This window comes from Pseudomonas sp. G3-39, from assembly GCF_054790485.1.
In genome coordinates this window covers 630371-656332 of sequence record NZ_CP186497.1, presented here as the reverse complement: position 1 = coordinate 656332, position 25962 = coordinate 630371, and the positions used below count along the sequence as shown (strand labels likewise).

Here is a 25962-nt window from a genome sequence, read left to right as displayed (position 1 = left end):
TTCAGGGAGTGGGTGGGGTGGTTTCGGCGCCGCGGATCACTTCGACGGTCGCTTTGCGCGGGGCCGGTGCACCGGCTACGGCCATGGGTCTGGGTGGCGTCGCCAGTGACAGCTGACTGAACTCCAGGAGTTCGCGACGCGGTGTATCAAGGCGCGTCGCAACATCGTTTTGGCCTGCCCAATACTTCGCCAATTGCTGCTCATCGGCACTGCGCACGGCCAGGCGCAACACACCAGCACCGGACGCCAGCATCAAGCGGCTGAGCATTGGCTCCGGCACCGCCAGCACCACACTGCGTGCGGCCATGCGTTGCTGTTCCTGCTTGAGGCGTTCGTCGTCGCTGCGGGCCGCGCCAGTTGGCTGGCCGTCGTTGGTCAGTCCTGTCTGGCTGCCGACCACCAGCACCCGGACCGCCGGGATTACCAGTTGCGCAGAAGGTTGTGGATTCACTTCGTCCTTGCGCAGAAACAGCAGCACGTCGACGTAATCGCCCGGCGCCAGTTGCCCGCCGACATTGATCACTTCATCAACGGCCACAGCCAGTGCACGCTCGCCGGGACGAATCATCCTCGACAGTTGACTGCCAGGTTCGAAGCTCTCGTCACTGAGCCAGGTGCCGGCACTCAACGGCCGCCACGGCGTGCGTCCGATGACCTGATCGACATTGCCGAGGCTACCGGCCGGTGCTGTTCGTACTTTCTCCACGGCGACATCGGCGGCGGTGATTTTCACGAAAGGGGCGATATCGCGTAGCAGCACGACGACTGGCTGGCGGCTCGGATCCTCCACCGCGGCGGGAGCGGCTGGCGCTGGTTCCACAGGAACGGCTACGGGGGTCGCGACCGGTTCAGCGGCGACAGGTTGCCGACCCAAAGTGAGTCCCCAATACCCGGCGATGATGGCCCCCACCAGAAACAATCCGGCCAGGCCCAAAGTGACGCGACTGTTCATGACGGCTCTCCCTTTCCCGCTGCGTGCTCTTCTTATGCAATGACCCGTACTTCCAACGAGATAACTTCGCAATCAGGCAGCTATGAACAAGTAACTATTTCGCTATTTGACGGTAGCGCAGGAAGAACAAAACGCCATTACGAATGGTTGAAATATCCAGCGAAAGTAGAAGGCTGATGCGCCAAAAGCGGTTTTGAATCGCGAAACAGTGCCTCACTACTTTGGTATTAATTCGTTCTTACAGTTGTTGGTCCTGAAAATGCCGACAATGCTGATGCTGGCACAGGGAAATCATGTTGCGAACGCGCAACACCTGGTGTGCTCAAGGAGAACTCTCATGTCGTATTCCCGGGTAGCCCGCAAAATCAAAGCTCAAGTTGCGTTCGTCAAAGGCCTGGCCAAAGACACCGAAGGAGCATCAGCCATCGAATACGCGCTGGTCGTGGGTCTGGTGGCGCTGGTGATAGCCGCCTTCGGTAACGGCATTGGTACCCGGGTTACCGCAATCCTGACGTCGATCCAGACTGCGTTGGGCGGATAACTTGTCAATGTGCCCATTGGGTTCTACCGTCAGAACTCAGTCCATTGCAGGTGTTGCCCATGAACTCTTCCGTACCTCCTCGCCAGCAGTTGCTTCTCGTCGACGATGAAGAGGATGCACTGCTGGAGTTGGCGGAGTTGCTGGAAGGCGAGGGCTTCACTTGCCACACCGCGACATCGGTAAAGCTTGCGCTGCACCATCTGACCCGCCATCCCGATATCGCCCTGGTGATCACCGATCTGCGCATGCCGGAAGAAAGCGGCATGTCGCTGATCAAGCGCCTGCGTGAACACACTTCGCGCCAGCACCTGCCGGTGATCGTCACCTCCGGGCATGCGGACATGGAGGACGTCAGCGATATGCTGCGCCTGCAGGTTCTCGATCTGTTTCGCAAGCCGATCTATCACGTGCGCCTGCTGGAAACCCTGGACAACCTGTTTCCCAAGGCCAAGACCAATATTGGTTGAAATCGAAAGGTTTGACCCGGGCGGATGTCCGGGACAAACAGAGGTCAGTGCGCGGTCACTCGCTGGCGTAATCCTGAAGTGCCTGGTGACAATGCGAGGGCCAACTGAGTGCGGTTATGCATGTGTGTCAAACGCAACACCTGCGAGACATACAGCTTGACCGTGTTCTCGGTGATTCCCAGTTCACAGGCGATCTGGTAGTTGGTCTGGCCTTTGCCGACCAGCCGCGCGACATCGAGCTGACGCGGTGACAGCTGATTGAAGATCGCCGGGATTTCCAGCCCGTCGCCTTCAGCCGATAGCTCATCGCTTCTCGGTGCCGGCGCGCGCCGCACCTTGTCGAGATCTTGGTACAGGTCGTCGATCGACTCGGAGAGATACTGGAGCTTCTCGTTCAAGTGTCCCAGTTGCAGGGTTTTCTGCCGTTCTTGCAAGGCAGCTTCCTGACGTTGCAAACCCTCCAGCAGCTCGTCCATGTTGATCGGCTTCTGGTAGTAATCGGCGATTCCGGCACGCAATGCCTTGATCACATCCTGCTTGTCGGCGCGACCGGTGAGCATGATGGCCTCGAACACCCGGTGCTTGCCCGAAAGACGCTGCAGTTCCTGTACCAACTGGATACCGTCCATGTCCGGCATGTGCAGATCGCACAGCACCAGGCCGATGGCGGGGTTTTCGACAAATTGCTCGATGGCCTGCTTGCTGGATTCGCAAGGCACGCAACGGTAGCCGCTGCTTTCGAGAAATTCGCACAGTTCCTCGACAATCAGTGGCTGATCGTCGACCACGAGAACCTTCATAACGGACGTAAGCTTGTTCACTTGCAACTCCATGCTCAGGCCAAAAGGCTGACCGTTCCTGTACTCAGCGCAGGTGGCTGTATAACCGCTGATTTGAAAGTAGACCCACTTTCCTACTATGTACATAGCAGTAGTGGCAGCTGGCGACTAATGGATCCAAAGCAAAGCCAGCAGCGTTCCACTCAACACGAACGGTGCAAATGGCAGCTTTTTTGACTTTGATGGCTCCAGATATCGTAGACGTTGCCTAACCCCTTGACTCATATGCAGCCAGAGTTTTGGCGCAAGCAATAACCACATCAAACTGGCGAGTGCGGCGCCGATAAACGTGTAAAGCAACAGCTGACCGTCCGTCGCAAGACCAAAGGCTGTCATTAGTTTCACATCGCCGGCGCCCAATCGGCGCCATCGATAACCGGGCAATGTCAGCACCAGAGCGAGTAATGCGGCCCAACCGCCCTGAACCGCTTCAGCTCCAAGCCAGGTGTTGCCGGTGCCCAACAGATAGACCATTGCCAAGGCGCCGCCCCCCAGCGTGAGCACATTGGAGATATGCCGCTGTCGGGCATCCTGCGCCGCGCAAAGCGTCAGCCAGATCAGTAGGACAATGCTGTGCATGCGCTAAAAAACGTCCGTTTTGGCCGATTGATTCTATGCTGACATTACGTAGTGATTGTCAGGGTAGACGCACTCATGAAAACCAACCTCCCCCGCAAGCAAAAAGGCGCCGTGGCCATTGAGTTCGCCCTGGTGTTCGTGGTGTTTTTCGCGGTGTTTTACGGCTTGGTGAGCTACAGCCTGCCGCTGTTGTTGATGCAGTCATTCAACGAGTCCACCGCCGAGGCAGTGCGCCGCAGCGTGGCGCTGGATCCGGCCACCGCCAACTACTCGACTGCACTGACCAACCTCGCCCGCACCGAACTGACCCGGCAACTGGGATGGCTGCCTGGGGCACTGAACTTCAACGCCGCCACCGACAGCAGCATCACCTATGTCGGAGGGTTGCTGACGGTGAGCATCAATTACCCCACGTCCAAACTGAATCAGGCACTGCCGTTTCTGGTGCTGCCGGGAATCGGTCCGGTGCCGCGTCTGCCGGCGACATTGCGCGCCTCCTCGAGCCTGCAGTTTTGAGTGCGGGCCACACCTTGCTCGGCCGCCTGCTCAATCGACCGCCGGGCTTGCCTGACGCCCCGGGTTCTCCTCTGGTGCAGAGCGTCGGCCTGCAGGTGTATCTGGACAATGACGGTCACGTCGAGCACCTGAGCGGCCCGGTACGCCATGCGCTGGTGCAGTTGACGGCCCGTCCGCTCACACACCTGACCGACTACCTTTTGCCTCAGAGCAGCCTTGTGGTTGAAGGTCGGCCGCAGGACTGGCAGGGGCAAATACTCGATCTGGACTTCTTCAGCCAGGCCGGCCCCCCGCTGCATTTACGCGGTTGGATCGAGCCCCGGAGTGAAGGCTGGCTGATGCACTTGCTCGACATCGGTGACCTGTTGAGCGAGCGGCGTCAGGCACACAGTCGTGAGCAGTGCCAATGGCTCGCGGGACAGATCCGCGATCAGTTGTGTCAGTGCAGCCTCGTGCGCCTGGCCGATGTGCTCGGCGAACAATTGCAACGCGTCAGCCAGCACTTGCATATCCCGTGTCTGGCGGTGGCGTTGCTCGACGATCAGGAACAGGGCTGGCAGATCCATCAACACTACACCGCGCTCGACGCGCCGCAGTTGTGGCACCCGGGACAACGTCTGGGTACTGCGCTGGATAGCCTGAACAGCGCGGCGCCCCAACAACTGAATGCCAGCGAGCAGCCACGACTGAGCAGCGTATCTGGCCCCCATCCGGGTTTTGCCGTGCCCTACTGCGACGCTCGGGGTGTGGCGGCGTGGTTGCTCTGTGCCTGTTATGACGCCCGGCAACAGGCGCCAGACCTCAGCGATCGTGACTGGCAGTCATTGGCCACCGCCATCGCCGCACCACTGCTGGAGCGCTTGCGTGAGCACCATCATCAGCAACAACTGGAACGCCTGGAGATCCTCCAGGCGCTGCTGGGCACCGGGTGGTGGGAAGTGTTTGACAGCGCCGAGGTGCAACTGGCCAAGGCACTGGCCGACAACCTCGGCCTGCCGGCAACACGCCTGTCGCTTCAGGACTGGTTTGCCCGTGTACACCCCGCCGACCGGGATGAACTGCGCAGCAACCTGCAATCCTTGCAAGATGAAGGCTCGCCGCTGGAGCTTTGCGTGCGCCTGCAACGCACCGAAGAGGCACCACTGATGTGGTATCGCGTACAGGGCCAGGCGCTGGGCATCGGTGCCGAACGCCGACTCGTGGGATTCATGCTGGACATCAGCGACATCAAGAATCAGCAGCAACAGGCCGCCGCCGCACACGCGCGGCTGGATAACCTGATCGCCAGTTCACCGGCGGTGATCTATGTGCAGCGCTACGTCGAAGGTGCGCTGCAACCGACCTTTTTCAGCGCCAGCCTGCAACCGCTGCTGGGCTGGAGTCTGGCCGACTGCGCCGACGGCGCACTGGTAGAGCATGTGCACCCCGACGACCGCTCCGTCTATTTCCAGCGCACCCGCCAATTGCTGCGCGAGGGCACGGTGAGCACGCGCTACCGGATTCTCGACCAGCAAGGCCAGGCACATTGGTTGCTCGATGAAGCCAAACTGCTGCGCGACGATCTCGGTTTGCCGGTGGAAGCGGTGGGCCTGTGGCTGGATGTCACCGAGGCGACGCTCGCCGCTGAACAGGTCCGGGCCAGCGAAGAACGCTACCGGATTCTGGTGGAAGATTCGCCGGCGATGATCTGCCGCTATCGCCCGGACCTGACGCTGATCTTCGGCAACCGGCCCCTGGCGAAGTATCTGGAATGTGCACCGGAGGAGCTGACCGGGGTTAACCTCGGCAGCTGGATGTCCGACGAACAACGCGAAGCGTTCAACCAGCGCTTGGCGCAACTGACCCCGCAACTACCGGTGAGTACTGCCGAAATCAATCTGCGCCTGCCCGGCCGCGAACATGCGTGGTGGGTCTGGTCGGATCGCGGAGTGTTCGACGAGCATGGGCGACTGCTCGAAGTACAAGCAGTGGGACGCGACAACACGGAGGTGCGCCGCTCGCAGCAGCAGCTCACACAGAGCGCGAAAATGGCCACCCTCGGCGAAATGGCTACCGGTCTTGCGCACGAAATCAATCAACCTCTGAATGTGATGCGCATGGCCATCGTCAACGTGCTCAAGCGCCTGAGCAACGGCGATGTGCAGGTCGATTACCTGACCGACAAGCTCAATCGAATCGACGCTCAGGTCCAGCGCGCCGCACGGGTGGTTGATCACATGCGAGTGTTCGGACGCCGCTCGGAAATCGAACAGCAACCGTTCAATCCCCTCGATGCCATCGAAGGCACATTGTCGTTGCTTTCGGAGGGTCTGCGCGGCAAAGGCGTGGAGTTGCGGGTCAAGGAGTCAGGCTTGCAGGTGCAGGTGCGCGGTTATGTCGACCAACTGGAGCAGGTACTGATCAATCTGATGGTCAACGCCCGCGATGCGCTGCTGAGCAAGCGCGAAGCCAATCGTGATTTCCAGCCATGGATCGCCGTGTCTGCCGAGAGCGACGAGCACGTGGTGCGGTTGTGGGTAGAGGACAACGGCGGCGGTATCGATCAACGCCTGCTGGAGCGGATTTTCGAGCCGTTTTTCACCACCAAACCGGTGGGTGTCGGCACCGGTCTGGGCCTGTCGGTGAGCTATGGCATCGTCGAAAACATGGGCGGACGCCTGAGTGCGCGCAACGGCGATGAAGGCGCACGATTCTGCATTGAGCTGCCGGTTGCAGTGATCGACTAGATCGCCAGCATCGGCTGTCCGGGCGGCTTGCAACTGAGGTTGGCGCCAACATCAACCTTGTTCAGAGTGATGCCAAGGTTGGCGAGCAAACCATCAAGGATCGGATCGAGCACCGGACTGAGCAGATTATCGATCACGACGCCCAGCGTGCTGTTCACCCCTGCCAGCACATCCGCGGTGGTGGTCAGCAAACCACCCAAAAGGCTGGAGCCCGTCGGCTTGTATGCCTGCACCTGAACGCCGGCCAATGTTCCCTTGAGGCTGTCGACCAGCCCTTGAGTGCCGAAGCTGTAGTACTGCGGCGGTGTCCTGACTTCCGGCGGCTGATTGTAGATGTGCGTGTTTTGTGTGGCGGCCACCGAGGTATCGACCTTGATCCCCAGGCCACCGCCGTAGAACGGTATGCGGCTGTTCGGATCACAGGTCGCCGAGCCAAGTCCCAACAGCGGAATGGTGCAGGTGATGACCCCGACATCGATCAGCGCCAGCGGCTGCACAGTAATGTCCGCCGAGGACGAAAAGGCATTGGCAGCATCGATCCTGCCGACTTTGAGCTTGACCAGCGATGAGTTGGTCTGGGTGGTCAAGGTCTTGGTCGCATCGCTGACGCAACTGTAATCAGTGACATGACTATCGGCGGCGGCCACATCCAGGGCGATGTCGATGGTCGAGGTTGGCAGTATTTTCAGGTCGGTGCGCTGGCAGGTTCCGCCCAATGTGCAGAACAACGAGTTCAAGGTACCGGCAATGTTCAAGTGCAACAGGTTGTTCAGGGTGTCGGTCAACCCGCCCACCAATGGCGTGCTGACAATCGCGTTGGCCAGGCCGGCGACACCGCTGAGCAACGGCAGATTCAGCGAGATCACCGTGCGCACTTGGGCGGTTCGCACATAGATCCGGTTGGCGCCCATGGGGTCGGCCTTTGCCAGTGCCGGGTTACCGAACGCCGACAATTGCGGCGGCTCGATGACCTTGACCTTGACCGAGCCATTGACCAGCCCCGGAATGTTCAGCGGCACGCTCGCCACCAACGCATTCTGACTGTTGGCCAGTTGCACGAAGGCTTCCACCAACTGGAAAACTTGAAGATTGGCGTTGAGCGCCGAAGACGCAGCGCCGGTTTGCAGTTGCAGCAATTGCCCGAGCACCACCGAAGTACTGCCCACCACCGCCCGCAGCCCGACAAGGCCGTCGACCGCCACACTGGCGGTCTTGCCGCCCTGGGTCAGCACATTGATGGCGGTGTCGATCAGTTGTGTCAGCCGTATGTTCTGGCTGAGCAGTTGGGTGTAATTCCCGGCTTGAACGTTGACATCCAGCGCCAGCTGATTGAGGTAGCTCAGCACATTGATATTGGTGTTCACCAACCCCTGCCAGCCCGCCACACTGAGGTTGAGATTGCCGCCAAGCATCTGGCCTATCAACGCATTGAGGGCAGCCGACTTGCTGGCGTCGATGGTCAGCACGGTGGTGCCAATGGTCAGTTGGGCGATCGGCGGCAGTACCGCGTAAGTCCCGACTGCCGTGGCCGTAAGACGAGTGGTCGTGGACACGGCGCCCGGAGTGAACAGGCCGTAGAGGGCGGCGGCGACGCTGGTCGGTACCACGCGAGTGGCAACGACACTGATGGCTTGCTTTTGCGCAGCGTTCGCGCTGAACGAACGCAAATTGTTCGCCCCGGTCTGCACGGTGCCGCAGGTCACGTTCAACGTTGTACCCTGCCCCACCGTGAAGCCGTTGCGTGCAGCGCTCGCTGTAGCATAAGTGGCAGCCGTTGTGCCCGTGAGGCAATCGCCCTGGCGCGACACCGCTTCCAGTGCCGCCACATCCACCACCCGCTGCAGGCGGCGCTGCTCCATGTACAAACGGCCGCTATCGACCACCAGCACCATGCACACCAGAGCCAGGCCCAGTGTCAGCGCCGCCATCAACCCGATCGCCCCGCGTTGCCGGGCCGGGCCGTTGAACTGCGTACGAGGCGACATGGCGCACTCCTTTGCCGGCGCGTTGCCGAGCGCTACCTCCGATGGTGGATTTGAGTGTAGACGGCGCTAATGGCAACGCGCCATTTGGTGCTGCACAAAACCCTGCAGACCTCGTCTTCTCGCGAATGCGCTGTGTCATTCAACATGGATGTGGCTGACACGCCGTCTTCGCGAGCAAGCCCGCTCCCACAGGGAGATTTGTGGTGGGGCAAAAAATGGGAGCCTCTTGGGCTCCCTTTTTTTTACAGCGAACTAGCGCGGTGGATAGTTGGCCAATATCCGGCTGACGGTTTCGCGCACTGCGTTGCTGCGATCCTGCGGGTTCGGCGTGCTGCTGAGCATCTGCTCATCGCTGCCACGCCACACCAGTTTGCCGTCCTTGCCATCGAGCAGATCGATCTGGATCGTTGCCACCTTGTAGGTGATGTTGCGGGTTTCGTTGTACATCGGCGCGCCCCAGTAACCGTTCCACGGGCCACCCCAACCGCCGCCGTAGTTGGTGGTCACTTGCTGCTGGCGATCCTCGACAATCAGGTAGGTCTGCACGCTCAGGTCGCCCTTGGCTCCCGCAGCGGCGGGGCGCAAACCGCGCTGATCAAGCTGATCGCTGACGGCCTGGCGGATGCGTTGCTCGGTCAGGTCGCTCTTGATCCGTGGATCATCCGGGCGATATTGCAGCGCCGGTTCTTTCCAGCTCCAGCTGCGATAAGCGGCGAAGTCGCGGCTGGCGTCAAAGTCGTGATTGACCTGGTTGGCAGCGCAGGCACTGAGCAGCGCGGCCATGGCCAGTAAAGCGAGACGACGGAACATGGTTGTTCTCCGGTTGAAGGCCTGAACCTGCGAAGCGTTCTCACATGAAGTCTAGCTCGGCGGATAGGCCGACAGGGCTTTTTCCAGAGCCTCGCGAATGGCGTCGGTGCGCACCAGTTGGCTACCCTGGTTGGCGGTCTCGGCGCTGGCGCTCCACACCGGTTGACCGGTGCCGGCATCGAACAGATTGACCTGCACCACCACGACCTGCTCCTGATAGGTGCGAACAATCGGCACAGTGTTGTACATGCCGTAACCGCGCCCGTAGCGATCATAGCCACTGTATCCGCCGTAACCGTAATCGTCCTGCACCTGACGCAAGCGGGTTTCCAGACGCAGATTAGCGCTGACCAGCAAATCGGCCGGACGATTGTCGTGCAACGGCCGCAGACCACGCTGATCCAGCGCATTGCTCACCGCTTCGGCCACTTGCGCCGAGTCGGCCCAGGCCGTGCCCGGCGGTAACTGCCCGTTGAGCCAGGCCCAACTGCGATAGCGCCCGTAATCGCGTGTCGGCGCCGGGTAGGCGCTGCGATCAAAGGTGTTGGCCGCTTGCGGCGGCGCTGGCGGCAACGGCCGCGACTGCGCGACGTACGGGTTGCTGCCTTGGCAGGCGGCCAACCCCAGACAGATCAGCAATAAACCGGATTGAGCTTTCATGTGGTGCTCCGATCAGATCGGCCGGCAGATCCAGTGCAAGTAACGCCCAAGCCCGGCGAAGCTTGGGTGACGACGGTGTGCGAGTTCCATCTCCAGCAAGTCCGCCAGTTCGGCGCGGGCCTGAAATTCCACCGGCATGTAGTCGTGGAAAACTCGGATCCCGCTCTGGGTTTCGACCTGCCACAAGTCTTCGAGTTGCGTTGCCAGTTCCCGCGGATCGAGCGGTTGCTGCGGGGTCAGGCTCTGCTTTTCACCGGCCATAGTGTTCTTGCGCATCTTCTTGAAATGGCCTTTGAGCAGGTTGCGATAAATCAGCGCATCACGGTTGTAGAACGCCAGCGACAGCCAGCCACCGGGTTGGGTCAGTTGATGCAGCACCGGCAGGATCGCATGGGGTTCGGCCAGCCATTCGAGCACCGCGTGGCAGATCACCAGATCGTAGGGCTCGGTGAGCTGACCGAGCAGCTCCTGCCACGGTGCCTGAATGAACGTTGCACTCTGCCCGGCTTCGGCGAAGCGCTGGCGAGCACCTTCGAGCATCGGTTCGGCCGGCTCGGTGAAGGTCACCTGATGGCCGCGCTCGGCCAGCCACAGCGACATGTGGCCCAGACCGCCGCCGATGTCCAGCACGCGCAACGGCCGGTCCGGCAACGCTTCGGCCAGGTCGGCCTGCAACACCGCGAGGCGAATCGCGCCTTTGGCGCCGCCGTAGATTTTTTCGGCGAAACGGGTCGCCAACTGATCGAAATGTCGGTCGCTCATCAGCTGAACCGCCGTTCGCTGTCGGCGAGCTTGCTGCGCACCACTTCATTCATGTCCAGCCCCAACTCGCTGCACAGCAGCAACAGATACAGGACGATATCGCCGACTTCCTGCCCGGCATGCGCCAGTTTGTCTGCCGGCAACTGGCGCGACTGGTCTTCCGTCAGCCACTGGAAGATCTCCACCAGCTCGGACATTTCCACGCTGGCAGCCATGGCGAGGTTTTTCGGGCTGTGAAATTGCCGCCAGTCATTGCGGTCACGAATGGCGTGCAGGCGTTCGGTCAGTTCAACAAGGTTCATCGGGCTCTCCTGAAGGCGTATAGCTTCGGGGGGTTGTCGGCTGAACGCAAGCGGCCATGGCTCGCTCCCACACAGGATTGAGGCAAACCCTCTATAGTTGCAGGGAACTCGGCCACCCGCGTTGTGGCCCAAGGCTCAGCTCTTTCATCAGGATGCACACATGCAGGTAGAAAGCTTTTTCGAATGGCTCGGCCAGGCACTCGGTTCGATCATCCGTTTCATCGTCGACGGCCTCAGCGGCCTGTTCAACATTCTGAGCAACGCCGGCGGCAATTTTGTCGATGGCCTGGCGAAGACGCTGGGCATGGACACTTCGATCATCAGCATTCTCGCGCTGATCGTCGGCCTGATGCTGCTGTGGTCGGCGATTCGCGCGTTCATGAATGCGTCGATCATTGCCGGGATCATCTGGCTGCTGTTGGGGTTGTGGTTGTTGAGCTGGATTATTCATTAGCCCTTGTGGGAGCGAGCCTGCTCGCGAAGGCGTCAGATCAGTCAAAACTGTTCTGAATGACACACAGCTTTCGCGAGCAGGCTCGCTCCCACATTGGTTGCATCGCAGGCCGTACGAATCGCTACAATCCCCGCTCCCCCAAGGAGCCCGCATGTCCAACCTGATTGCCGACTGGCGCGACCGCCCGACTCACCGCAAGGTCTGGGCGCTCGCCGCGCCGATGATTCTTTCCAATATTTCCGTGCCGCTGGTGGCGCTGGTTGACAGCACCGTCATCGGCCACCTGCCCCACGCCCATCAGTTGGGCGCAGTGGCGGTCGGCGCCAGCCTCTACACGTTTCTCGCCTGGGCCATGGGCTTTCTGCGCATGGGCACTACGGGGTTTGCCGCTCAGGCCGCCGGGCGCAGCGACGGCGCGGCGTTACGGCAGATTCTGTTGCAGGGTTTGCTGCTGGCGCTGGGACTGGCGATCGTGCTCGGCACTCTCGGCGTGCCGTTGAGCGGCGTGGCCCTGCACTTCATGCAGCCGTCGGCCGAACTCGATCAACTGACCCGCGAGTTCTTCCACACCCGGTTATTCGGGCTGCCGGCAGCGCTGGCCAGTTACGCCCTGGTCGGCTGGTTCCTCGGTACCCAGAACGCCCGGGCGCCGCTGGCGATTCTGCTGAGCACCAACCTGATCAACATCGCTCTCAACCTGTGGTTCGTGATTGGTCTGGAATGGGGTGTGGTCGGCTCGGCCCGGGCCTCGGTGATTGCCGAGTGGAGCGGCGCCCTGCTCGGCCTGTGGCTGACCCGCGGCGCATTGCGCGCCTATCCCGGGCACATCGTCTGGGCAGCGTTGAAGGTGTGGCAGAGCTGGCGCCCTTTGCTGGCGGTCAACCGCGACATTTTCATCCGCAGCCTGGCGCTGCAATCGGTATTTTTCCTGATCACCGTGCAAGGCGCGCGGCTCGGCGATGCCACGGTGGCGGCCAATGCTCTGCTGCTCAACGGTTTGCTGCTGACCGCGCATGCGCTGGACGGTCTGGCGCATGCGGTCGAAGCGTTGTGCGGACACGCCATCGGCGCCCGCGACCGGCTCGCCCTGCGCCGTTCGCTGGTGGTGGCCGGCGGCTGGTCATTGCTGGCCAGCCTCGGTTTTGCCGCGCTGTTTCTGTTGGGCGGACACTTGTTCATCGAGATGCAGACCGACATCCAGAGCGTCCGCGACACCGCGTTCATCTACCTGCCGTATCTGGCGGTACTGCCGCTGATTGCGGTCTGGAGCTACTTGCTCGACGGCCTGTTCATCGGCGCCACTCGAGCCCGGGAGATGCGCAACGGCATGCTGCTGACCGTCGCCCTGCTGCTGCCGTTCGCCTGGGCATTACAGGGACTGGGCAATCACGGGCTGTGGATAACGTTCCTGCTGTTTATGGTCTTGCGCAGCCTGACCCTCGGCGCACTGGCCCTGTGGCTGCGGCGCAACGACGGCTGGTTCTGCGGTGCCGCTCACTGAGCCGGTGTGTGTTTGACGAACGCGACGACCTGATCGAGTACCGGCGCCAAGCGCCGCAGCGGACGCGACAGGGTCGCCACCAGCGTCACATGACTGGGGCGCGAGTAGTACAGATCCTGCACCGGTACACCCGCCTCGCGCAGTTTGCGCGCCAGGCCTGCGGTGTTGCGCGTCGGGTTGACCAGATTGTCCTTGGTCGCGGCGATCAGCAGTGCCGGAGGCTCGCCCGCCCTGACGTGGTTGATCGGCTGCGATTGCGGCGGTGAGTCCGGCCAGAAGAATACTGGACGCACCTGCGGATTCTTGATGGGCAGAAAATCATATGGCCCGGCCAAGCCGATCCAGCCGCTGAGGTCTTTGGGCGTCATGCCCACCGCACCGAGCAGACCAGAATCCAGCGCCAGCATCGCCGCGTTATAAGCGCCGGAACTGTGGCCCATCAGGTACAGGCGTTGCGGGTTGCCGGAGAACTCGCGGATATGCGCCCGGGTCCAGGCCACCGCCCGCGCCGAGTCTTCAAGAAACAACGGATAGCGCACCTGCGGGTAGAGCCGATAATCCGCCAGCACCGCGACAATCCCCCGCGACGCCAGCGCCTCGCCGACAAACGCGTAATCGCCACGATCACCGCTATTCCAGCTGCCGCCGTAGAAGAACACCACCACCGGCGCGCCCTCCAGCGGCTGGCGCGGCACGTAGACGTCGAGCTTCTGTCGAGGATCATCGCCATAGGCAATCCCGGCGGTTCTGTGAAACGTGTCGGCGGGGGTCAGCGCATTGAGCACCTTGACCGGGGAACATCCCGTCAGCACCAGCAGCAGAAACCCGCCGAGGACTGCGCCGAACCGCTGCCACAGAGGATTTGTCATGGATGTCGCACCTCAAGATTGATCGTTCTGCCACTGTCGCCGCACATGCTCGAGCCGTTCCTGCTGGCTCAGCCCGTCCGGCACGCCCGGCAGTTGCGCCCGCGGATGCTGCAAGCGTAGCCACAACCAGCCATCCATCACCGTACGGTCGCTGAAACCCAGGCTCAGCCCCTCCTGCACATGGGAGGCCATGCGCGCATAGTCGGTTCCCATTGATTGGCACCAGCGCCAGATGTGTTGTTCCAGCAAGCAGCTTTGCAAACGTTCGCGCTGACGATGGGTGAGGCTTTCGTCGATCCCCAGCGGCTCGACCACCCACTGCGGGTTGCGCAGTTGCTGCCAGCCTTGACTGCCGATGGCGAGGTCGGCCCAAGTGCCACCGAACCAGCGCACCAGGCGGATCGGCCCGAGCCAGCGGCTCAAGTCGGCGGCATCACAGGCGTCGAAAAAATAACTCGCTGTCTGTCGATTGTAGTAACCGAGCAAGGCGCGGTGATTGAGCCCGAACGAGACCGTCAGCATCCGTCGCAGGTGGCTCAGCATTACTGCCTGCGAGGCATCACTGGCGAACAACAACCCGCGCCAGGTCTGCGGATCATGCTGACACAGCGCCGCCAGTGCCGGGCAGTCATGCAGGTCGACCAGCAGCGGACCGTGCTCGCTTACCGCTTGAAACTCGGTGCCCTCGAACAGCCGCGTGCAACGTACGCTGGCGAACCCCAGGCGCAATGTCGCCATCGCCTGCTGCGCATCGGCACCATCGAGCAACAGCCACTGTACCTGCGGGGCAAAGCCGACGCCGCTCAAGCGGCGCCGTCCTGATCCAGCGACGCCACCAATCGGCAACTGCAGATCGACGCCGTGCAGTGGTTGTAACTGCCGCCGCCGGGCATCAGGCACATCAGCAACAGCGGTTCGGCAGACTTGAGCCATTGCGCCAGGCCCGCGCTCGGCAGCACGTCCGGCAGCGCCAATGGCGCTTCGCAGTCTTCGATCACCGCCGGCTCCTGCAGCACACCACTGATCACCGGCTGATCCGGATCGCCTTCATGAAAACTCACCACCACTTCAACGCCTTCGCGCAACGATGTCAGTGAGGCGTCGCTCAACGCTGCTGCGAGCGGCAGCCAACAGTGGCTGGCGGCAGCGCCTTCACCCTGATAAAGCCAGTCGAACTGCACCGCCACCGGCCGTTGATCGTCGGGCTGCGGTTCATCGACCGTCACTACCCATGCACGTTGCAGACTGTGCATGCGCGGCCTGGCACAAGTGCTCGTCAATGTCGGCAGTTGCGCCTGGGCGGCGGCGACGATCCGGTTGCTGTAAGCCGGCTCGCTGGCGGGATCAGCACGATGCTCGATCCGGCTCAGCAACCAGCGGCGGTTGCATTCGGCAAACGGATGCGCGGTCAACGCCAGCCACTGCGCGGCGCGCAAGGTCGGCAGATCGCTGTGGCCATAAGCTTTGCCGGCCTGCGCCGAACCCGCGTCCACATCGCTGGCGTCCACTTGCATCTGCCAGCGTCTTACCGCCGGGGTGCTCGCGCCATCGTCCACAGACGCCGCGCCGGCCACGGGAAAACGCCCTGGATCATCGACAAAGACCAGACAGTGTCCGTCCGGCCGGTGCTCGAAGTAGTAGTGGATCCGCGCCTGCGCGCACAGCCGCTGCACGAACTGCAGGTCCGACTCCCGGTACTGGGTGCAGAAAGTGTGCACCGGGTATTCGCACTGCAAATCAAAACGCCGTTGCGCACCAACGATCCCATGCTCCTTGAGCACCTGCGCGAGGATCTTCGGCACGCACTGGCTGCTGAAGATCCGCTGACTGAAACGCAGCGCCAGACAACTCAGCTTCGGTCCCAGTGTCACTCGACACAATCGGGCGCCCTGATCGTGCTCATGCTGAACGACAGTCTGCAATTGCCCGCTCAGGCCATTGTGTCCGGGACCGAACTGCAGGAACGCCGAGCGGAAAAGCAGGCCGGCAAGGTCCAGTTGCGGATCATTGATCAACAGATCGATATCAAAGGCGAAGGGTTCGCTGATGCCCTCACTTCCGGTAAAGGCCAGCACCTCGAAGGGCTCGGGCAGCCCCGTTACATCGAGACGAAACGACGGCTCGTTGACTGATTCGAACATGGGCGGATCTCTACAGGAGGGGCGGCCGGGGATTCTCGCCGAGAGCCATGGCCGAGTAGAGAGCTGAAGTACAACTTAGGAAATGACCTACGCGAAAAGCAGACCGGATCACTTCTCCGGCTGTGGCAGGCAATTATTTCGCAGGGGATTTGGGAAATGTCCCACCGGGTCATCCGAATTTTCCACAGCTTGAGGGAAAATTTCAGACAACCCGGTGCAACAGACCTGACTCAGGAAGACAGGTAGGAGGAACGGGTCAGGCCCAGACGCAAGGCATCGAGGAACTGCGTACGCTCGCTGGCACTGATGCGGGCACTGGCGCACTTGTCGCGGTAGTGGGTCATCAGTTCTTCCGGCGACAAGTGCACGTAACGCAGCATGTCTTCGATGGTGTCGTGGGTCTCGATACCGGCGTGGTACACGCTGCCATCGGCGTTCTGGTAGATGTTCACCGAGTCGGTGTCACCGAACAGGTTGTGCATGTCGCCGAGGATTTCCTGATAGGCGCCGACCAGGAACACGCCCAGCAGATAGTCCTCACCTTCGTTCAGACCGTGCACCGGCAGGCTGGTCTCGATGCTCTGCTCGTCGACGTACTGGTTGATCTTGCCGTCGGAGTCGCAGGTCAGGTCTTGCAGCACCGCGCGACGCAGCGGCTCTTCGTCCAGACGATGCAGCGGGATGATCGGCAGCACCTGATCGATCGCCCAGGTGTCCGGCAGGCTCTGGAACACCGAGAAGTTGCAGATGTACTTGTCGGCCAGCTTGTCGTTGAGTTCGTCGAGCACCTGGCGGTGCGAACGCTGACGTGCCTTCAGCGAGTTGTGCAGGCGACGGCACACGGCAAAGTAGCACTGCTCGGCCAGGGCCTTTTCCGCCAGGGTCAGTTTGCCGTCGGCGTACTGCGAAGCCACGTCGCTCATGTAGTGCGTGGCGCGCCAGTAAGTCTCGGTGACCATCTCGATATCGGTCGGGCCGAGCAGGTCCACCAGCCACTGCACGGTTTCCGGCAGGTTTTCCTTGTTTTCGATCAGCGGAATTTCGTCGTTGTGTTTCTCGACGTCGGTCACCTGCACCACCAGCATCGCGTGGTGCGCGGTCAGCGAGCGGCCGCTTTCGGAGAAGATGTGCGGATGCGGCAGGCTCTGCGCGTCGCAGAACTCCTTGAGCATGCCGACCACGACACCGGCGTAGTCGTCCATGTCGTAGTTGATCGAACTGGCATTGCGCGAGTGGGTACCGTCGTAGTCGACACCCAGACCGCCGCCGACGTCGATGTGATCGACCGGCAGGCCAAGGTTGCGCAGCTCGCCGTAGTAACGGATCGCTTCCTTGAAACCATGCTGGTAGTCAGCCAGGTTGGCGATCTGCGAACCCATGTGGAAGTGCAGCAGGCGAATGCCCTGATCGAGGCCGGCCGCGCGGAAGCGCTCGACCACCGACAGCAGTTGCGCCGCCGAAAGACCGAACTTGGATTTCTCGCCACCAGTGTCCGCCCACTTCGACGACGCCAGCGACGACAGGCGCACGCGCAGGCCGACCTGTGGCTTGACCTTGAGCGAGGCGGCTTCTTCGATCACCAGGCCGACTTCGGATTCTTTCTCGATGACGATGAACACATTGTGGCCGAGTTTCTGCCCCATCAGCGCCAGACGGATGAACTCGCGGTCCTTGTAACCGTTGCAGACGATGGTGCCGCCCTTCGGCGCCAGTGCCAGCACTGCCAGCAACTCAGGCTTGGAGCCGGCTTCCAGACCGATGGAAACGTTCTGGGTGGCGATGATGTTCTCGATCACCGCTTCTTGCTGGTTGACCTTGATCGGGTACAGCGCGGTGTACTTGCTCTGGTATTCCAGGCGCTCGATGTTCGAGTCGAAAGCACCGGTCAGTTGACGGACACGGTCTTGCAGGATGTCGGGGAAACGTACCAGCAACGGCAGGGACAAGCCGCTCTTGCGCAGTTGGTCGACTTGTTCGAACAGGTCGATAGGCGAGCTGCTCGGGCCGTTCGGACGAACTTCGACGCGACCGGCGTCATTGATCGCGAAATACCCGGCCCCCCAATGGCGAATCCCGTAAACACTGCGGCTGTCCGCAACTGTCCATTGGCTGCCATCGTCTTTACGTGTGCGTCGTACGGACATCGAAGTCCCCTATAAAGAAGTCATAGTGCGTCGCCTGATCGCAGGCCGGCGCAGTCTAAAGAATGAAAATGACGGTTCGTCAGTGCGGCGGTAGACCGCACTGACTGCGTGTAGTTTAGAAACCGGTCATGAACAGGCTCTGTGAAAACCATGGAGACGACGCCGGATCTGAACTGCTTCAGTGCCGGATCAAGCCGCAGATGGATTTCACAGAGGCTGCTAGCCGCCGGACTTCTTCGCTTTGAAACCGTGTTTGATCAGCTCTGCCAAGAGTAGCTCGACATGATCGCCCTGGATTTCGATGATCCCGTCCTTCAACGCCCCACCGGTGCCGCAACGTTTCTTCAACGTTGTCGCCAGCTCCTTGAGGGCGTCTTCGGCCAGTGGCACGCCGGTGATGGTGGTCACCGTTTTGCCGCCACGGCCCTTGCTCTCGCGACGCACGCGGGCAATGCCGTCCCCGGCCGGGATCACGGTTTGTTTGCAGATACAGGCGTCCACCGGTTTACTGCATTCCGGGCAATGACGACCTGCGTCGGTGGAAAATACCAGGCCACCAAGGGCGGCGAAGGATGCGGCTTTTTTGGCCACCGGCAATCCTCTTGGGAGGACAAAGACTGATCGCGACCTTGGGCAAGGTCATCGACCGCGAAGCCCCACTCAGGCAGGGGCAGCGCTACTGCACCGTGCGCTTGAACAAAAGCAGGTCGGTGCAGCTTGAAAAGGTCGCGCAGTGTAACGGCAAAAAGCGCAATTGCTAAGAGCCAATCGGCGCCAATTTATGTGTTCTTTGCGACGCCGCTTTGTTGAGCCTTCAGATAGCGCTTCAACGCGGCCAGAGAGTCCGGGCAGTAAGGCTTTTGCTGGATTTCCAGCATTACCTGATCGACCGGAATAAAGCGTGCTTCCAGCACTTCTTCCGGCTGCAGTTTCAGCGGGCCGTCCCACACCGCGGAAAATGCCGAGCACCACAGGCGGTTGCCGGTGTCTTCGAAGAAGAAATGATCGTGGGCGGTCAGCTTCACCCCGCTCACGCCCAATTCCTCTTCCAGTTCGCGGGCCGCCGATTCGGCGTAGGTCTCATCGGCCTGCACCATCCCGCCGGCCGCCACATCCCAGTAACCGGGATAGATCGCCTTGCTCAAGGTGCGTCGATGCACGCAGAGCTCACCAGCGGAATTGAACAACATGATGTAGGTGCCGCGCCCGATCAGCCCGCGCTCACGCAGATCGGCCCGCACCAGGGCGCCGAGCAAGTTGTCCTGCTCGTCGACCCAGGCGATCTGTTCGGCATCGGAGGCGGCGCGGTGCGCCGCCTCTTTGGCGCTATCGACCATGACTCAGCCCTGATTGAGCAGTTGACGCAGATCGATCACTGCGGCGTTGGCCCGGGAAATGTAGTTGGCCATGACCAGCGAGTGGTTGGCCAGCACGCCGAAGCCGCTGCCATTGAGGATCATCGGGCTCCAGACCGGCTCCTGCGATGCTTCCAGTTCACGGATGATCTGACGCACGCTGACCGTGGCGTTCTTTTTCGCCAGCACATCGGCAAAGTCCACTTCGATGGCGCGCAACAGGTGCGACAGCGCCCAGGCCTGACCGCGTGCTTCGTAGAACACGTTGTCGATCTGCATCCACGGAGTCTCTACGACTTCCTCGTCAACTTGCGGGACTTCGCCAACCGCCGGCACTTCGGTTTTCAGCGCGGTGTTGAGTTTCACCCGGCCGACACTGGCGGACAGGCGTTGCGACAGCGAACCCAGACGGGTGCCGACATCGCCCAGCCAGTTGTTGAGGTTATCGGCGCGGGCGTAGAACAAGGCGTTTTTCTGCGTTGGATCAGACAGACGCGCCTGGTAACGGCTCAGGGAGTTGATGCCTTCCTGATATTCCGATTCGCTCGACGGCAGGATCCAGCTCTTGTTGTCAAAGTTGAAACGCGGTTCGGCCTTGGCCAGGTCGGCATCTTCGGCCGACTGCGACTGCGAACGGGCGAAGTCTTTACGCAGGGCACGAGTCAGGTCACGCACCTGCACCAGCACGCCGTATTCCCAGCTCGGGGTGTTGTCCATCCACAGGCCAGGCGGAAAACGGTCGTTGGAAATGTAGCCGCCCGGTTTGTTCAGCAACGTACCGGCAACGGTCTTGAGGGTTTCGACCGTGGTGTAGCCGACGACCATCTGCTTGCCTTCTTTCTCGGCAGCCGCCTGGGCGTTTTGTGCCACCGGAAACAGCGCCGGCTCCTGGCTCCAGTACCAGCCCAGGCCGATGGTCACCAGCAGATAAATGCCGATCAGCGTGGCCAGCGCGCGGCTGAACAACAGCCCGCCCACATAGCTGCGGGTGGCCGACTTCGGCTCAGCGGCACGTTCAGGCGCGCTGCCCGCGCGGTTCTTCCAGTCCAGCATGGCGATATCCTTTCAATCACTTGGGTTCAACGGTTCGACCACAACCATACAACAACGTGCCAAGGCCGGCACCCGCCATTGAAGAGAAGCAGAAAATCCACGGAACGCGCGACATCGCCCCGCGAACTCTCTAGGGGTTTCCCTGATGCACTATCACCAAAGACGCCCCGGAACAGGCAATTGCAGATCAGCGCCTGTCTACAGCGCAGCGTTGTGCACACAGGCGCTTTGACCCGTCGATCAGCGCCATACTCCCGGTTTTCGGGAGGTTCATCGACGAACAGGTCTCATCCAAAACCACCCGGTCAGAAACTGAATTGTGCAGCACCGCAGATTATTGATGCACGACACTCATATAAGGGAAAAGAGGTGCTAGCATAGAGCCACCAGTCGATCTCAGCATGCGCCCTAACTAGTAGTCAGGATATGACCGAGCCAGAAGACCCCAGCCGTGAGCGCCTCAAGCACCACTTTGCCCAGCGGGTAATTCATCAGGCACGTCAGATTCTTGAGATATGGCAGCGCCTGCAACGCAGTGAGTGGTCCACCGCCGACCTCGCCGAACTGAGCGAGGCCAATCTGCGCCTGCTGCGTTTTGCCGAGCGCTTCGAGCAGCCCGAGCATACGCAACTCGCGCGTCATATCGGCCAGTCGCTGGAAGCGGTGGACGCCAATCGCGGACGCCTGAGCAGCGGTCTGATCACTGACCTCAATCGTTTGATGCAGCGTCTGTCGCGTACCGGTCTGCGGCATGGCGATCAACTCGACCAGACCTTCCTGCCGCCGCTGCGCAAACCGATCTACGTCATGTTGCAGGATCACGACCGCGCCGAGCGGCTGGCCAAGCAGTTGGAGTTTTTCGGCCTGACCGCGCAGGCGCTGGACAGTGTCGCGGCGTTTCGCTCCTCGATGGTCGAGCGCTTGCCCGCCGCGATCGTCATGGACGTGGACTTCAGCGGCGCAGGCGTCGGCCTGCAACTGGCTGCCGAAGCTCAGGTTGGCCTGGAAGAACCGCTGCCGCTGCTGTTTTTCAGCCTGCACGAAACCGACACCCCGACGCGCCTCGCCGCCGTGCGCGCCGGCGGCCAGGAATTTCTCACCGGCACCCTCGAAGCGTCGAGCCTGCTGGAGAAGATCGAAGTGCTGACGTGCGTCGCCCAGTATGAACCTTATAAAGTGCTGATCATCGACGACTCTCGCGCCCAGGCCTTGCACACCGAGCGCCTGCTCAACAGCGCCGGAATCGTCACACGCACCCTGATCGAACCGATCCAGGCGATGGCAGAACTGGCGGACTTCCAGCCGGATCTGATCATCCTCGACATGTACATGCCGGCCTGCACCGGCACCGAACTGGCCAAGGTCATCCGCCACAACGACCGCTACGTCAGTGTGCCGATCATTTATCTTTCGGCCGAGGACGATCTGGACAAGCAGCTCGACGCCATGAGCGAGGGCGGCGACGATTTCCTTACCAAACCGATCAAGCCTCGGCATCTGATTACGACTGTGCGCAACCGCGCCGCCCGCGCGCGCAATCTCAAGGCACGCATGGTCCGCGACAGCCTCACCGGCCTGTACAACCACACGCACATCCTGCAATTGCTCGAAGACTGCTCGTTCCGCGCCCGTCGCGAGAACAAGCCGCTGAGCTTTGCCATGCTCGACATCGACCACTTCAAGCGAGTCAATGACAGTCACGGCCATCCGATGGGCGACCGAGTGATCAAGAGCCTGGCGCTGTTCCTCAAGCAACGCCTGCGCAAGACCGACTTCATCGGCCGGTACGGTGGCGAAGAATTCGCCATCGTCATGCCCGACACGGATATAGAAGCGGCGCACAAAGTGCTCGACGAGATCCGCCAGCGCTTCGCCGAAATCCACTACCCGGCGCAACCGCACGATTTGTGGTGCACCTTCAGCGCCGGCGTGGTGGAAATGCACGAGGATTCCGACAGCCTGATGATGGCCAGCCAGGCCGACGAAGCGCTGTACCGCGCCAAAGGTGCCGGACGCAATCGAGTGCAGACCGCGCGCGACTCAAAGCAAAGTGCCACCTTTTCATCGGAATCCACTGATTCGGTCATAACCCTGTAACAGAACCGCAATAAATTCAGGCGCTTACCATTTCTGCCGTTGGTAGCCGTCATGCGCCTGAAGTTGCTCACCAATCTCAACACTCTGCTGCTGGTCGCCGTTTGCGTGGCCCTCGGCGCGACGCTGTGGTGGTCGCAAAAAGCCCTGGAGCGTCCGTATCTGTTGATGGAGCGCTACCTCGGCCTGTCGCAGCAATTTCAGAATGACGTGGCGCGCAATGTCGAGGACTACCTCGCCAGCGGCGACGCCCTGCGCCTGAGCAGCGCCAGCCAGACCATCGACGGCCTGCAGAAGGAGCTCGGCGAACTGCCGCCGGCACTGGCCGAGACCCTGCGCCCGAGTCTGTCGAGCCTCGAAGAGTTCAGCAAAACCGACCTGCTCGCCGCCGGCAAACTGGCCGGTGATCCGCAAGCACTGCTGCTGCAAGCCGAACGCGAACTGAGCGCCAGCCTCGATCAACTCAGCACCTACGCCAATGGCAACGCGACGTATCTGACGCCGCTGCTCGTCGCTTCGCAGCACTTGGGCAAGCTGTCGCTGGCCCGCGACAAACTGGTCAGCAGCGGCCGCAGTGAACTGGCCGCCGACGTCGAGCGCGAAGTCGACAACATCCTCACCCAGGCTCAGGCCATCGACGCCCTGCCCCTGCTCGGCGTAGTCGCCAAGCATGAATCCGGCAGTGATGATTTCGCCGCGATGATGGGCATCGAAAGCACAGAAAAAGCCGCCGCCGAAGACGCCGGGGTCGGCCTCAAGCGCGAACTCAACAGCCTGCTCGGTCGCTACCCGGCGGAGCTGGCACGCACCCGCGAGCAGATTCAGAAACGCACCGACCTGAGCACCGCGACCCACCTGAAGATCGCCGCCGTGCAACAGGCGATCGCCGGGCTTGAGCCGGTGGTACGCGCCCAGCACGGGCAGATTCAGGGCGAAGTGCGCCTGATGCAGGGCGTGATGATCGGCCTGATTCTGTTGATCGCCCTGCTGATCGACACCTTGCAGCGGCGCCTGTCGCGCACTCTGACCAACCTCGCGCCGGCGCTGTCGACCTGGGCCGAAGGCGATTTCAGCAACGACATTCAGTTGGGCAAGACCAACCGCGAACTGCATGACATCGAGGCTTCGCTCAACCGCTTGCGCGCGTATCTGGTGGATCTGGTCGGGACGATTCGCGGCAACGCCGAACAGGTCGCAGGCAGCAGCCGCACCCTGGCCGAGCTGAGCAATGACCTGCACACCGGCGCCGAGCATCAGGCGGGCGACACCGCGCTGATCCGCGATTCGCTGGGTGAGTTGGAAGCGACGATTCAGCAGGTCGCTGGCGATGCACGACAGGCCGCCGATGCCAGTCGCCATGCCGGACTGGCCGTCGAGCACGGACAAACCGTGATCGGCCAGAGCCTCACCGGCCTGCACGCGCTGGTCGGCGAGGTGCAAGGCAACGCGCAGATGATCGAGCATTTGGCCGAAGAGTCGGCGACCATTGGCGGCGTACTGACGGTGATCCGCTCGATCGCCGACCAGACCAACCTGCTGGCGCTGAATGCGGCGATCGAAGCGGCGCGGGCCGGGGAAATGGGCCGTGGTTTTGCGGTGGTGGCCGAAGAAGTGCGCTCACTGGCGCAACGCACGGCGGGCGCCACGGCGGAGATTCAGACGCTGATCGCCGGCCTGCAAACTGCTGCCCGACAATCGGTCGAAGGCATGCGCGCACAGGTCGAACACGCCGAAGCCACAGCCAATCAGGCACAAGCGGCGGACGGCGCGCTGGATAAAATCGTCGGCGCGATCCAGACCATTTCCGACACGGCGATCCGCATCGCCGATATTACCGCTCAGCAAAGCGGCGCGGTCAGCGAGATCCGCGACCATAGCGAGCGGATCCATCAATTGGGCGGGGATAACCTGCTGCGTATCGGCGAAGGTCGCGAACAGGGCGAGAACCTGCTGGTATTGGGCGGGCAACTGCACACCGCCGTGCAGGCATTCCGCGTCTGAAAAATCGCCTTCGCGAGCAAGCCCGCTCCCACATTGGAATGCGTACCCCTGTGGGAGCGGGCTTGCTCGCGAAGGCGGTATTCCTGCCCCCACAAATGACCGGATCAAATCACTCAGTCACAAATTTCGCGCAAACATCGGTCATCGTGCTGGCTATTGCAGAGAACTGGACAGTCACAAAGCCTTTGCGGCATAGTCGCCGGGTTCTGACGACTGCTCATTCATAACAAGGAACACGCAGATGGCGACGCTACTGGTGCTGCACGGCCCCAACCTGAACCTGCTCGGCACCCGCGAACCGGGCACCTATGGGTCAACGACCCTGGCGCAGATCAATCAGGATCTGGAGCGCCGCGCCCGTGAAGCCGGCCATCATCTGCTGCACCTGCAAAGCAATGCCGAGTACGAATTGATCGACCGCATCCACGCCGCTCGCGGTGAGGGTGTCGATTTCATTCTGATCAATCCAGCAGCTTTTACGCACACAAGCGTCGCATTACGTGACGCGCTGCTGGGAGTGAGCATCCCATTCATCGAAGTGCATTTGTCCAACGTGCACAAGCGCGAACCTTTCCGCCATCACTCTTACTTCTCCGATGTAGCGGTGGGAGTGATCTGCGGCCTTGGCGCCAGCGGTTACCGACTGGCCCTGGAGGCCGCACTAGAACAGCTTGAAACACAGGCAACGACTTGAACCACAAGCGTTAAACGCCCCTGACCGACCCTTGGGAGTTGATGATTCATGGATATCCGTAAAGTTAAGAAACTGATCGAATTGCTGGAAGAGTCCGGCATCGACGAGCTCGAGATCAAGGAAGGCGAAGAGTCCGTACGCATCAGCCGTCACAGCAAGACCCCGGCTCAGCAGTACTACGCTCCGGCGCCGATGCAGGCTCCGGCCGCTGCGCCTGCCGCCGCTGCTCCAGTGGCTGCTGCCGCTCCGGCTGCCGCTGCTGCTCCTGCACTGAACGGCACCGTGGCCCGCTCGCCAATGGTAGGCACCTTCTACCGTAAATCTTCGCCAACCTCGCCAGCCTTCGTTGAAGTCGGCCAGACCGTGAAGAAAGGCGACACCCTGTGCATCGTCGAAGCCATGAAGATGATGAACCACATCGAAGCTGAAACCAGCGGTGTGATCGAATCCATCCTCGTCGAAGACGGCCAGCCGGTTGAGTACGACCAACCGCTGTTCACCATCGTTTGAACTGCGG

25 protein-coding genes are annotated in these 25962 nt (G+C 61.4%); 10 read left to right on the top strand and 15 right to left on the bottom strand.

The genetic code is table 11. The features are described 5' to 3' along the window. Position 1: 1 nt before the first annotated feature. Positions 2 to 952: a Flp pilus assembly protein CpaB gene (gene cpaB / locus ACOYXG_RS02890; RefSeq protein WP_027613612.1), complete on the bottom strand. Its 951-nt coding sequence runs from the start codon at positions 950 to 952 to the stop codon at positions 2 to 4. A 337-nt stretch (positions 953 to 1289) separates the two neighbouring features. On the opposite strand from cpaB, the gene ACOYXG_RS02885 reads away from it, so the two are divergent. Both ACOYXG_RS02885 and ACOYXG_RS02880 read left to right on the top strand, forming a co-directional pair. Next, on the top strand, positions 1290 to 1493 hold the full coding sequence (locus ACOYXG_RS02885; protein WP_027613611.1) for a Flp family type IVb pilin: 204 nt from the start codon (positions 1290 to 1292) through the stop codon (positions 1491 to 1493). Between the two features lie 59 nt (positions 1494 to 1552). Next, entirely contained in the window at positions 1553 to 1960 is a 408-nt protein-coding gene (locus ACOYXG_RS02880; protein WP_027613610.1) for a response regulator, read from the top strand. Positions 1961 to 2004: 44 nt separating this feature from the next. On the opposite strand, the gene ACOYXG_RS02875 is transcribed toward ACOYXG_RS02880, so the two are convergent. Together ACOYXG_RS02875 and ACOYXG_RS02870 are read right to left on the bottom strand one after the other, a co-directional pair. After that, entirely contained in the window at positions 2005 to 2781 is a 777-nt protein-coding gene (locus ACOYXG_RS02875) for a response regulator transcription factor (protein WP_027613609.1), read from the bottom strand. Between the two features lie 126 nt (positions 2782 to 2907). Beyond that, entirely contained in the window at positions 2908 to 3378 is a 471-nt protein-coding gene (locus ACOYXG_RS02870) for a prepilin peptidase (protein ID WP_027613608.1), read from the bottom strand. A gap of 75 nt (positions 3379 to 3453) precedes the next feature. On the opposite strand from ACOYXG_RS02870, the gene ACOYXG_RS02865 reads away from it, so the two are divergent. Continuing rightward, positions 3454 to 3894, top strand: a complete 441-nt coding sequence (locus ACOYXG_RS02865) for a TadE/TadG family type IV pilus assembly protein (protein WP_027613607.1) — start codon at positions 3454 to 3456, stop codon at positions 3892 to 3894. Further along, positions 3891 to 6620, top strand: a complete 2730-nt coding sequence (locus ACOYXG_RS02860) for a PAS domain-containing sensor histidine kinase (protein WP_027613606.1) — start codon at positions 3891 to 3893, stop codon at positions 6618 to 6620. The genes ACOYXG_RS02865 and ACOYXG_RS02860 overlap by 4 nt, the downstream gene beginning before the upstream one ends. Here the strand turns inward: ACOYXG_RS02860 and ACOYXG_RS02855 are convergent. From ACOYXG_RS02855 to ACOYXG_RS02835, 5 genes are all read right to left on the bottom strand, one after another. Further along, positions 6617 to 8605 carry a TadG family pilus assembly protein gene (locus ACOYXG_RS02855; protein ID WP_103368077.1) on the bottom strand — a complete coding sequence of 663 codons (1989 nt, stop codon included), beginning with the start codon at positions 8603 to 8605 and terminating at the stop codon, positions 6617 to 6619. The two genes, ACOYXG_RS02860 and ACOYXG_RS02855, sit on opposite strands and share 4 nt — an antisense overlap. A gap of 252 nt (positions 8606 to 8857) precedes the next feature. Further along, complete coding sequence (locus tag ACOYXG_RS02850) at positions 8858 to 9415, bottom strand: DUF4136 domain-containing protein (protein ID WP_007963018.1); 558 nt, start codon at positions 9413 to 9415, stop codon at positions 8858 to 8860. 51 nt (positions 9416 to 9466) lie between these two features. Beyond that, complete coding sequence (locus ACOYXG_RS02845; RefSeq protein ID WP_098967043.1) at positions 9467 to 10075, bottom strand: DUF4136 domain-containing protein; 609 nt, start codon at positions 10073 to 10075, stop codon at positions 9467 to 9469. A 12-nt stretch (positions 10076 to 10087) separates the two neighbouring features. After that, positions 10088 to 10837 carry a methyltransferase gene (locus tag ACOYXG_RS02840; protein ID WP_202370051.1) on the bottom strand — a complete coding sequence of 250 codons (750 nt, stop codon included), beginning with the start codon at positions 10835 to 10837 and terminating at the stop codon, positions 10088 to 10090. After that, on the bottom strand, positions 10837 to 11139 hold the full coding sequence (locus ACOYXG_RS02835; RefSeq protein WP_007951009.1) for a MazG-like family protein: 303 nt from the start codon (positions 11137 to 11139) through the stop codon (positions 10837 to 10839). The genes ACOYXG_RS02840 and ACOYXG_RS02835 overlap by 1 nt, the downstream gene beginning before the upstream one ends. A 160-nt stretch (positions 11140 to 11299) precedes the next feature. Between ACOYXG_RS02835 and ACOYXG_RS02830 the strand changes: the two genes are divergently transcribed. Together ACOYXG_RS02830 and ACOYXG_RS02825 are read left to right on the top strand one after the other, a co-directional pair. After that, a complete protein-coding gene (locus ACOYXG_RS02830; RefSeq protein ID WP_007963021.1) occupies positions 11300 to 11593 on the top strand; it encodes a hypothetical protein in 294 nt (97 codons plus the stop codon). Positions 11594 to 11744: 151 nt separating this feature from the next. Further along, a complete protein-coding gene (locus ACOYXG_RS02825) occupies positions 11745 to 13094 on the top strand; it encodes an MATE family efflux transporter (protein ID WP_285375111.1) in 1350 nt (449 codons plus the stop codon). Here ACOYXG_RS02825 and ACOYXG_RS02820 read toward each other — a convergent pair. From ACOYXG_RS02820 to ACOYXG_RS02790, 7 genes are all read right to left on the bottom strand, one after another. Beyond that, positions 13088 to 13963, bottom strand: a complete 876-nt coding sequence (locus ACOYXG_RS02820; RefSeq protein WP_460355800.1) for an alpha/beta hydrolase — start codon at positions 13961 to 13963, stop codon at positions 13088 to 13090. The genes ACOYXG_RS02825 and ACOYXG_RS02820 overlap by 7 nt on opposite strands. Before the next feature lie 12 nt (positions 13964 to 13975). Next, complete coding sequence (locus ACOYXG_RS02815) at positions 13976 to 14770, bottom strand: DUF4123 domain-containing protein (protein WP_460355797.1); 795 nt, start codon at positions 14768 to 14770, stop codon at positions 13976 to 13978. Beyond that, positions 14767 to 16104: a contractile injection system protein, VgrG/Pvc8 family gene (locus ACOYXG_RS02810; RefSeq protein WP_460355794.1), complete on the bottom strand. Its 1338-nt coding sequence runs from the start codon at positions 16102 to 16104 to the stop codon at positions 14767 to 14769. Before ACOYXG_RS02810 ends, ACOYXG_RS02815 begins: the two co-directional genes overlap by 4 nt. Before the next feature lie 230 nt (positions 16105 to 16334). Then, positions 16335 to 18248 carry an arginine decarboxylase gene (speA, locus tag ACOYXG_RS02805; protein ID WP_003221289.1) on the bottom strand — a complete coding sequence of 638 codons (1914 nt, stop codon included), beginning with the start codon at positions 18246 to 18248 and terminating at the stop codon, positions 16335 to 16337. Positions 18249 to 18467: 219 nt separating this feature from the next. After that, positions 18468 to 18839: a translation initiation factor Sui1 gene (locus ACOYXG_RS02800; protein ID WP_007914613.1), complete on the bottom strand. Its 372-nt coding sequence runs from the start codon at positions 18837 to 18839 to the stop codon at positions 18468 to 18470. Positions 18840 to 19027: 188 nt separating this feature from the next. Continuing rightward, positions 19028 to 19585 carry an NUDIX hydrolase gene (locus tag ACOYXG_RS02795; RefSeq protein WP_460355790.1) on the bottom strand — a complete coding sequence of 186 codons (558 nt, stop codon included), beginning with the start codon at positions 19583 to 19585 and terminating at the stop codon, positions 19028 to 19030. Between the two features lie 3 nt (positions 19586 to 19588). Then, a complete protein-coding gene (locus ACOYXG_RS02790) occupies positions 19589 to 20656 on the bottom strand; it encodes a DUF2333 family protein (RefSeq protein WP_007963034.1) in 1068 nt (355 codons plus the stop codon). Between the two features lie 426 nt (positions 20657 to 21082). On the opposite strand from ACOYXG_RS02790, the gene gcbA reads away from it, so the two are divergent. The 4 genes from gcbA (at position 21083) to accB (ending at position 25955) form a co-directional block, all read left to right on the top strand. After that, entirely contained in the window at positions 21083 to 22753 is a 1671-nt protein-coding gene (gcbA, locus tag ACOYXG_RS02785) for a diguanylate cyclase GcbA (protein WP_027613596.1), read from the top strand. 51 nt (positions 22754 to 22804) lie between these two features. Then, a complete protein-coding gene (locus ACOYXG_RS02780) occupies positions 22805 to 24751 on the top strand; it encodes a methyl-accepting chemotaxis protein (protein WP_460355787.1) in 1947 nt (648 codons plus the stop codon). A gap of 241 nt (positions 24752 to 24992) precedes the next feature. Next, on the top strand, positions 24993 to 25445 hold the full coding sequence (aroQ, locus tag ACOYXG_RS02775; protein ID WP_025111759.1) for a type II 3-dehydroquinate dehydratase: 453 nt from the start codon (positions 24993 to 24995) through the stop codon (positions 25443 to 25445). A gap of 48 nt (positions 25446 to 25493) precedes the next feature. Further along, positions 25494 to 25955 (top strand): acetyl-CoA carboxylase biotin carboxyl carrier protein, encoded by a 462-nt coding sequence (accB, locus tag ACOYXG_RS02770; RefSeq protein WP_027613594.1) that lies wholly within the window; start codon positions 25494 to 25496, stop codon positions 25953 to 25955. Positions 25956 to 25962: the final 7 nt, after the last annotated feature.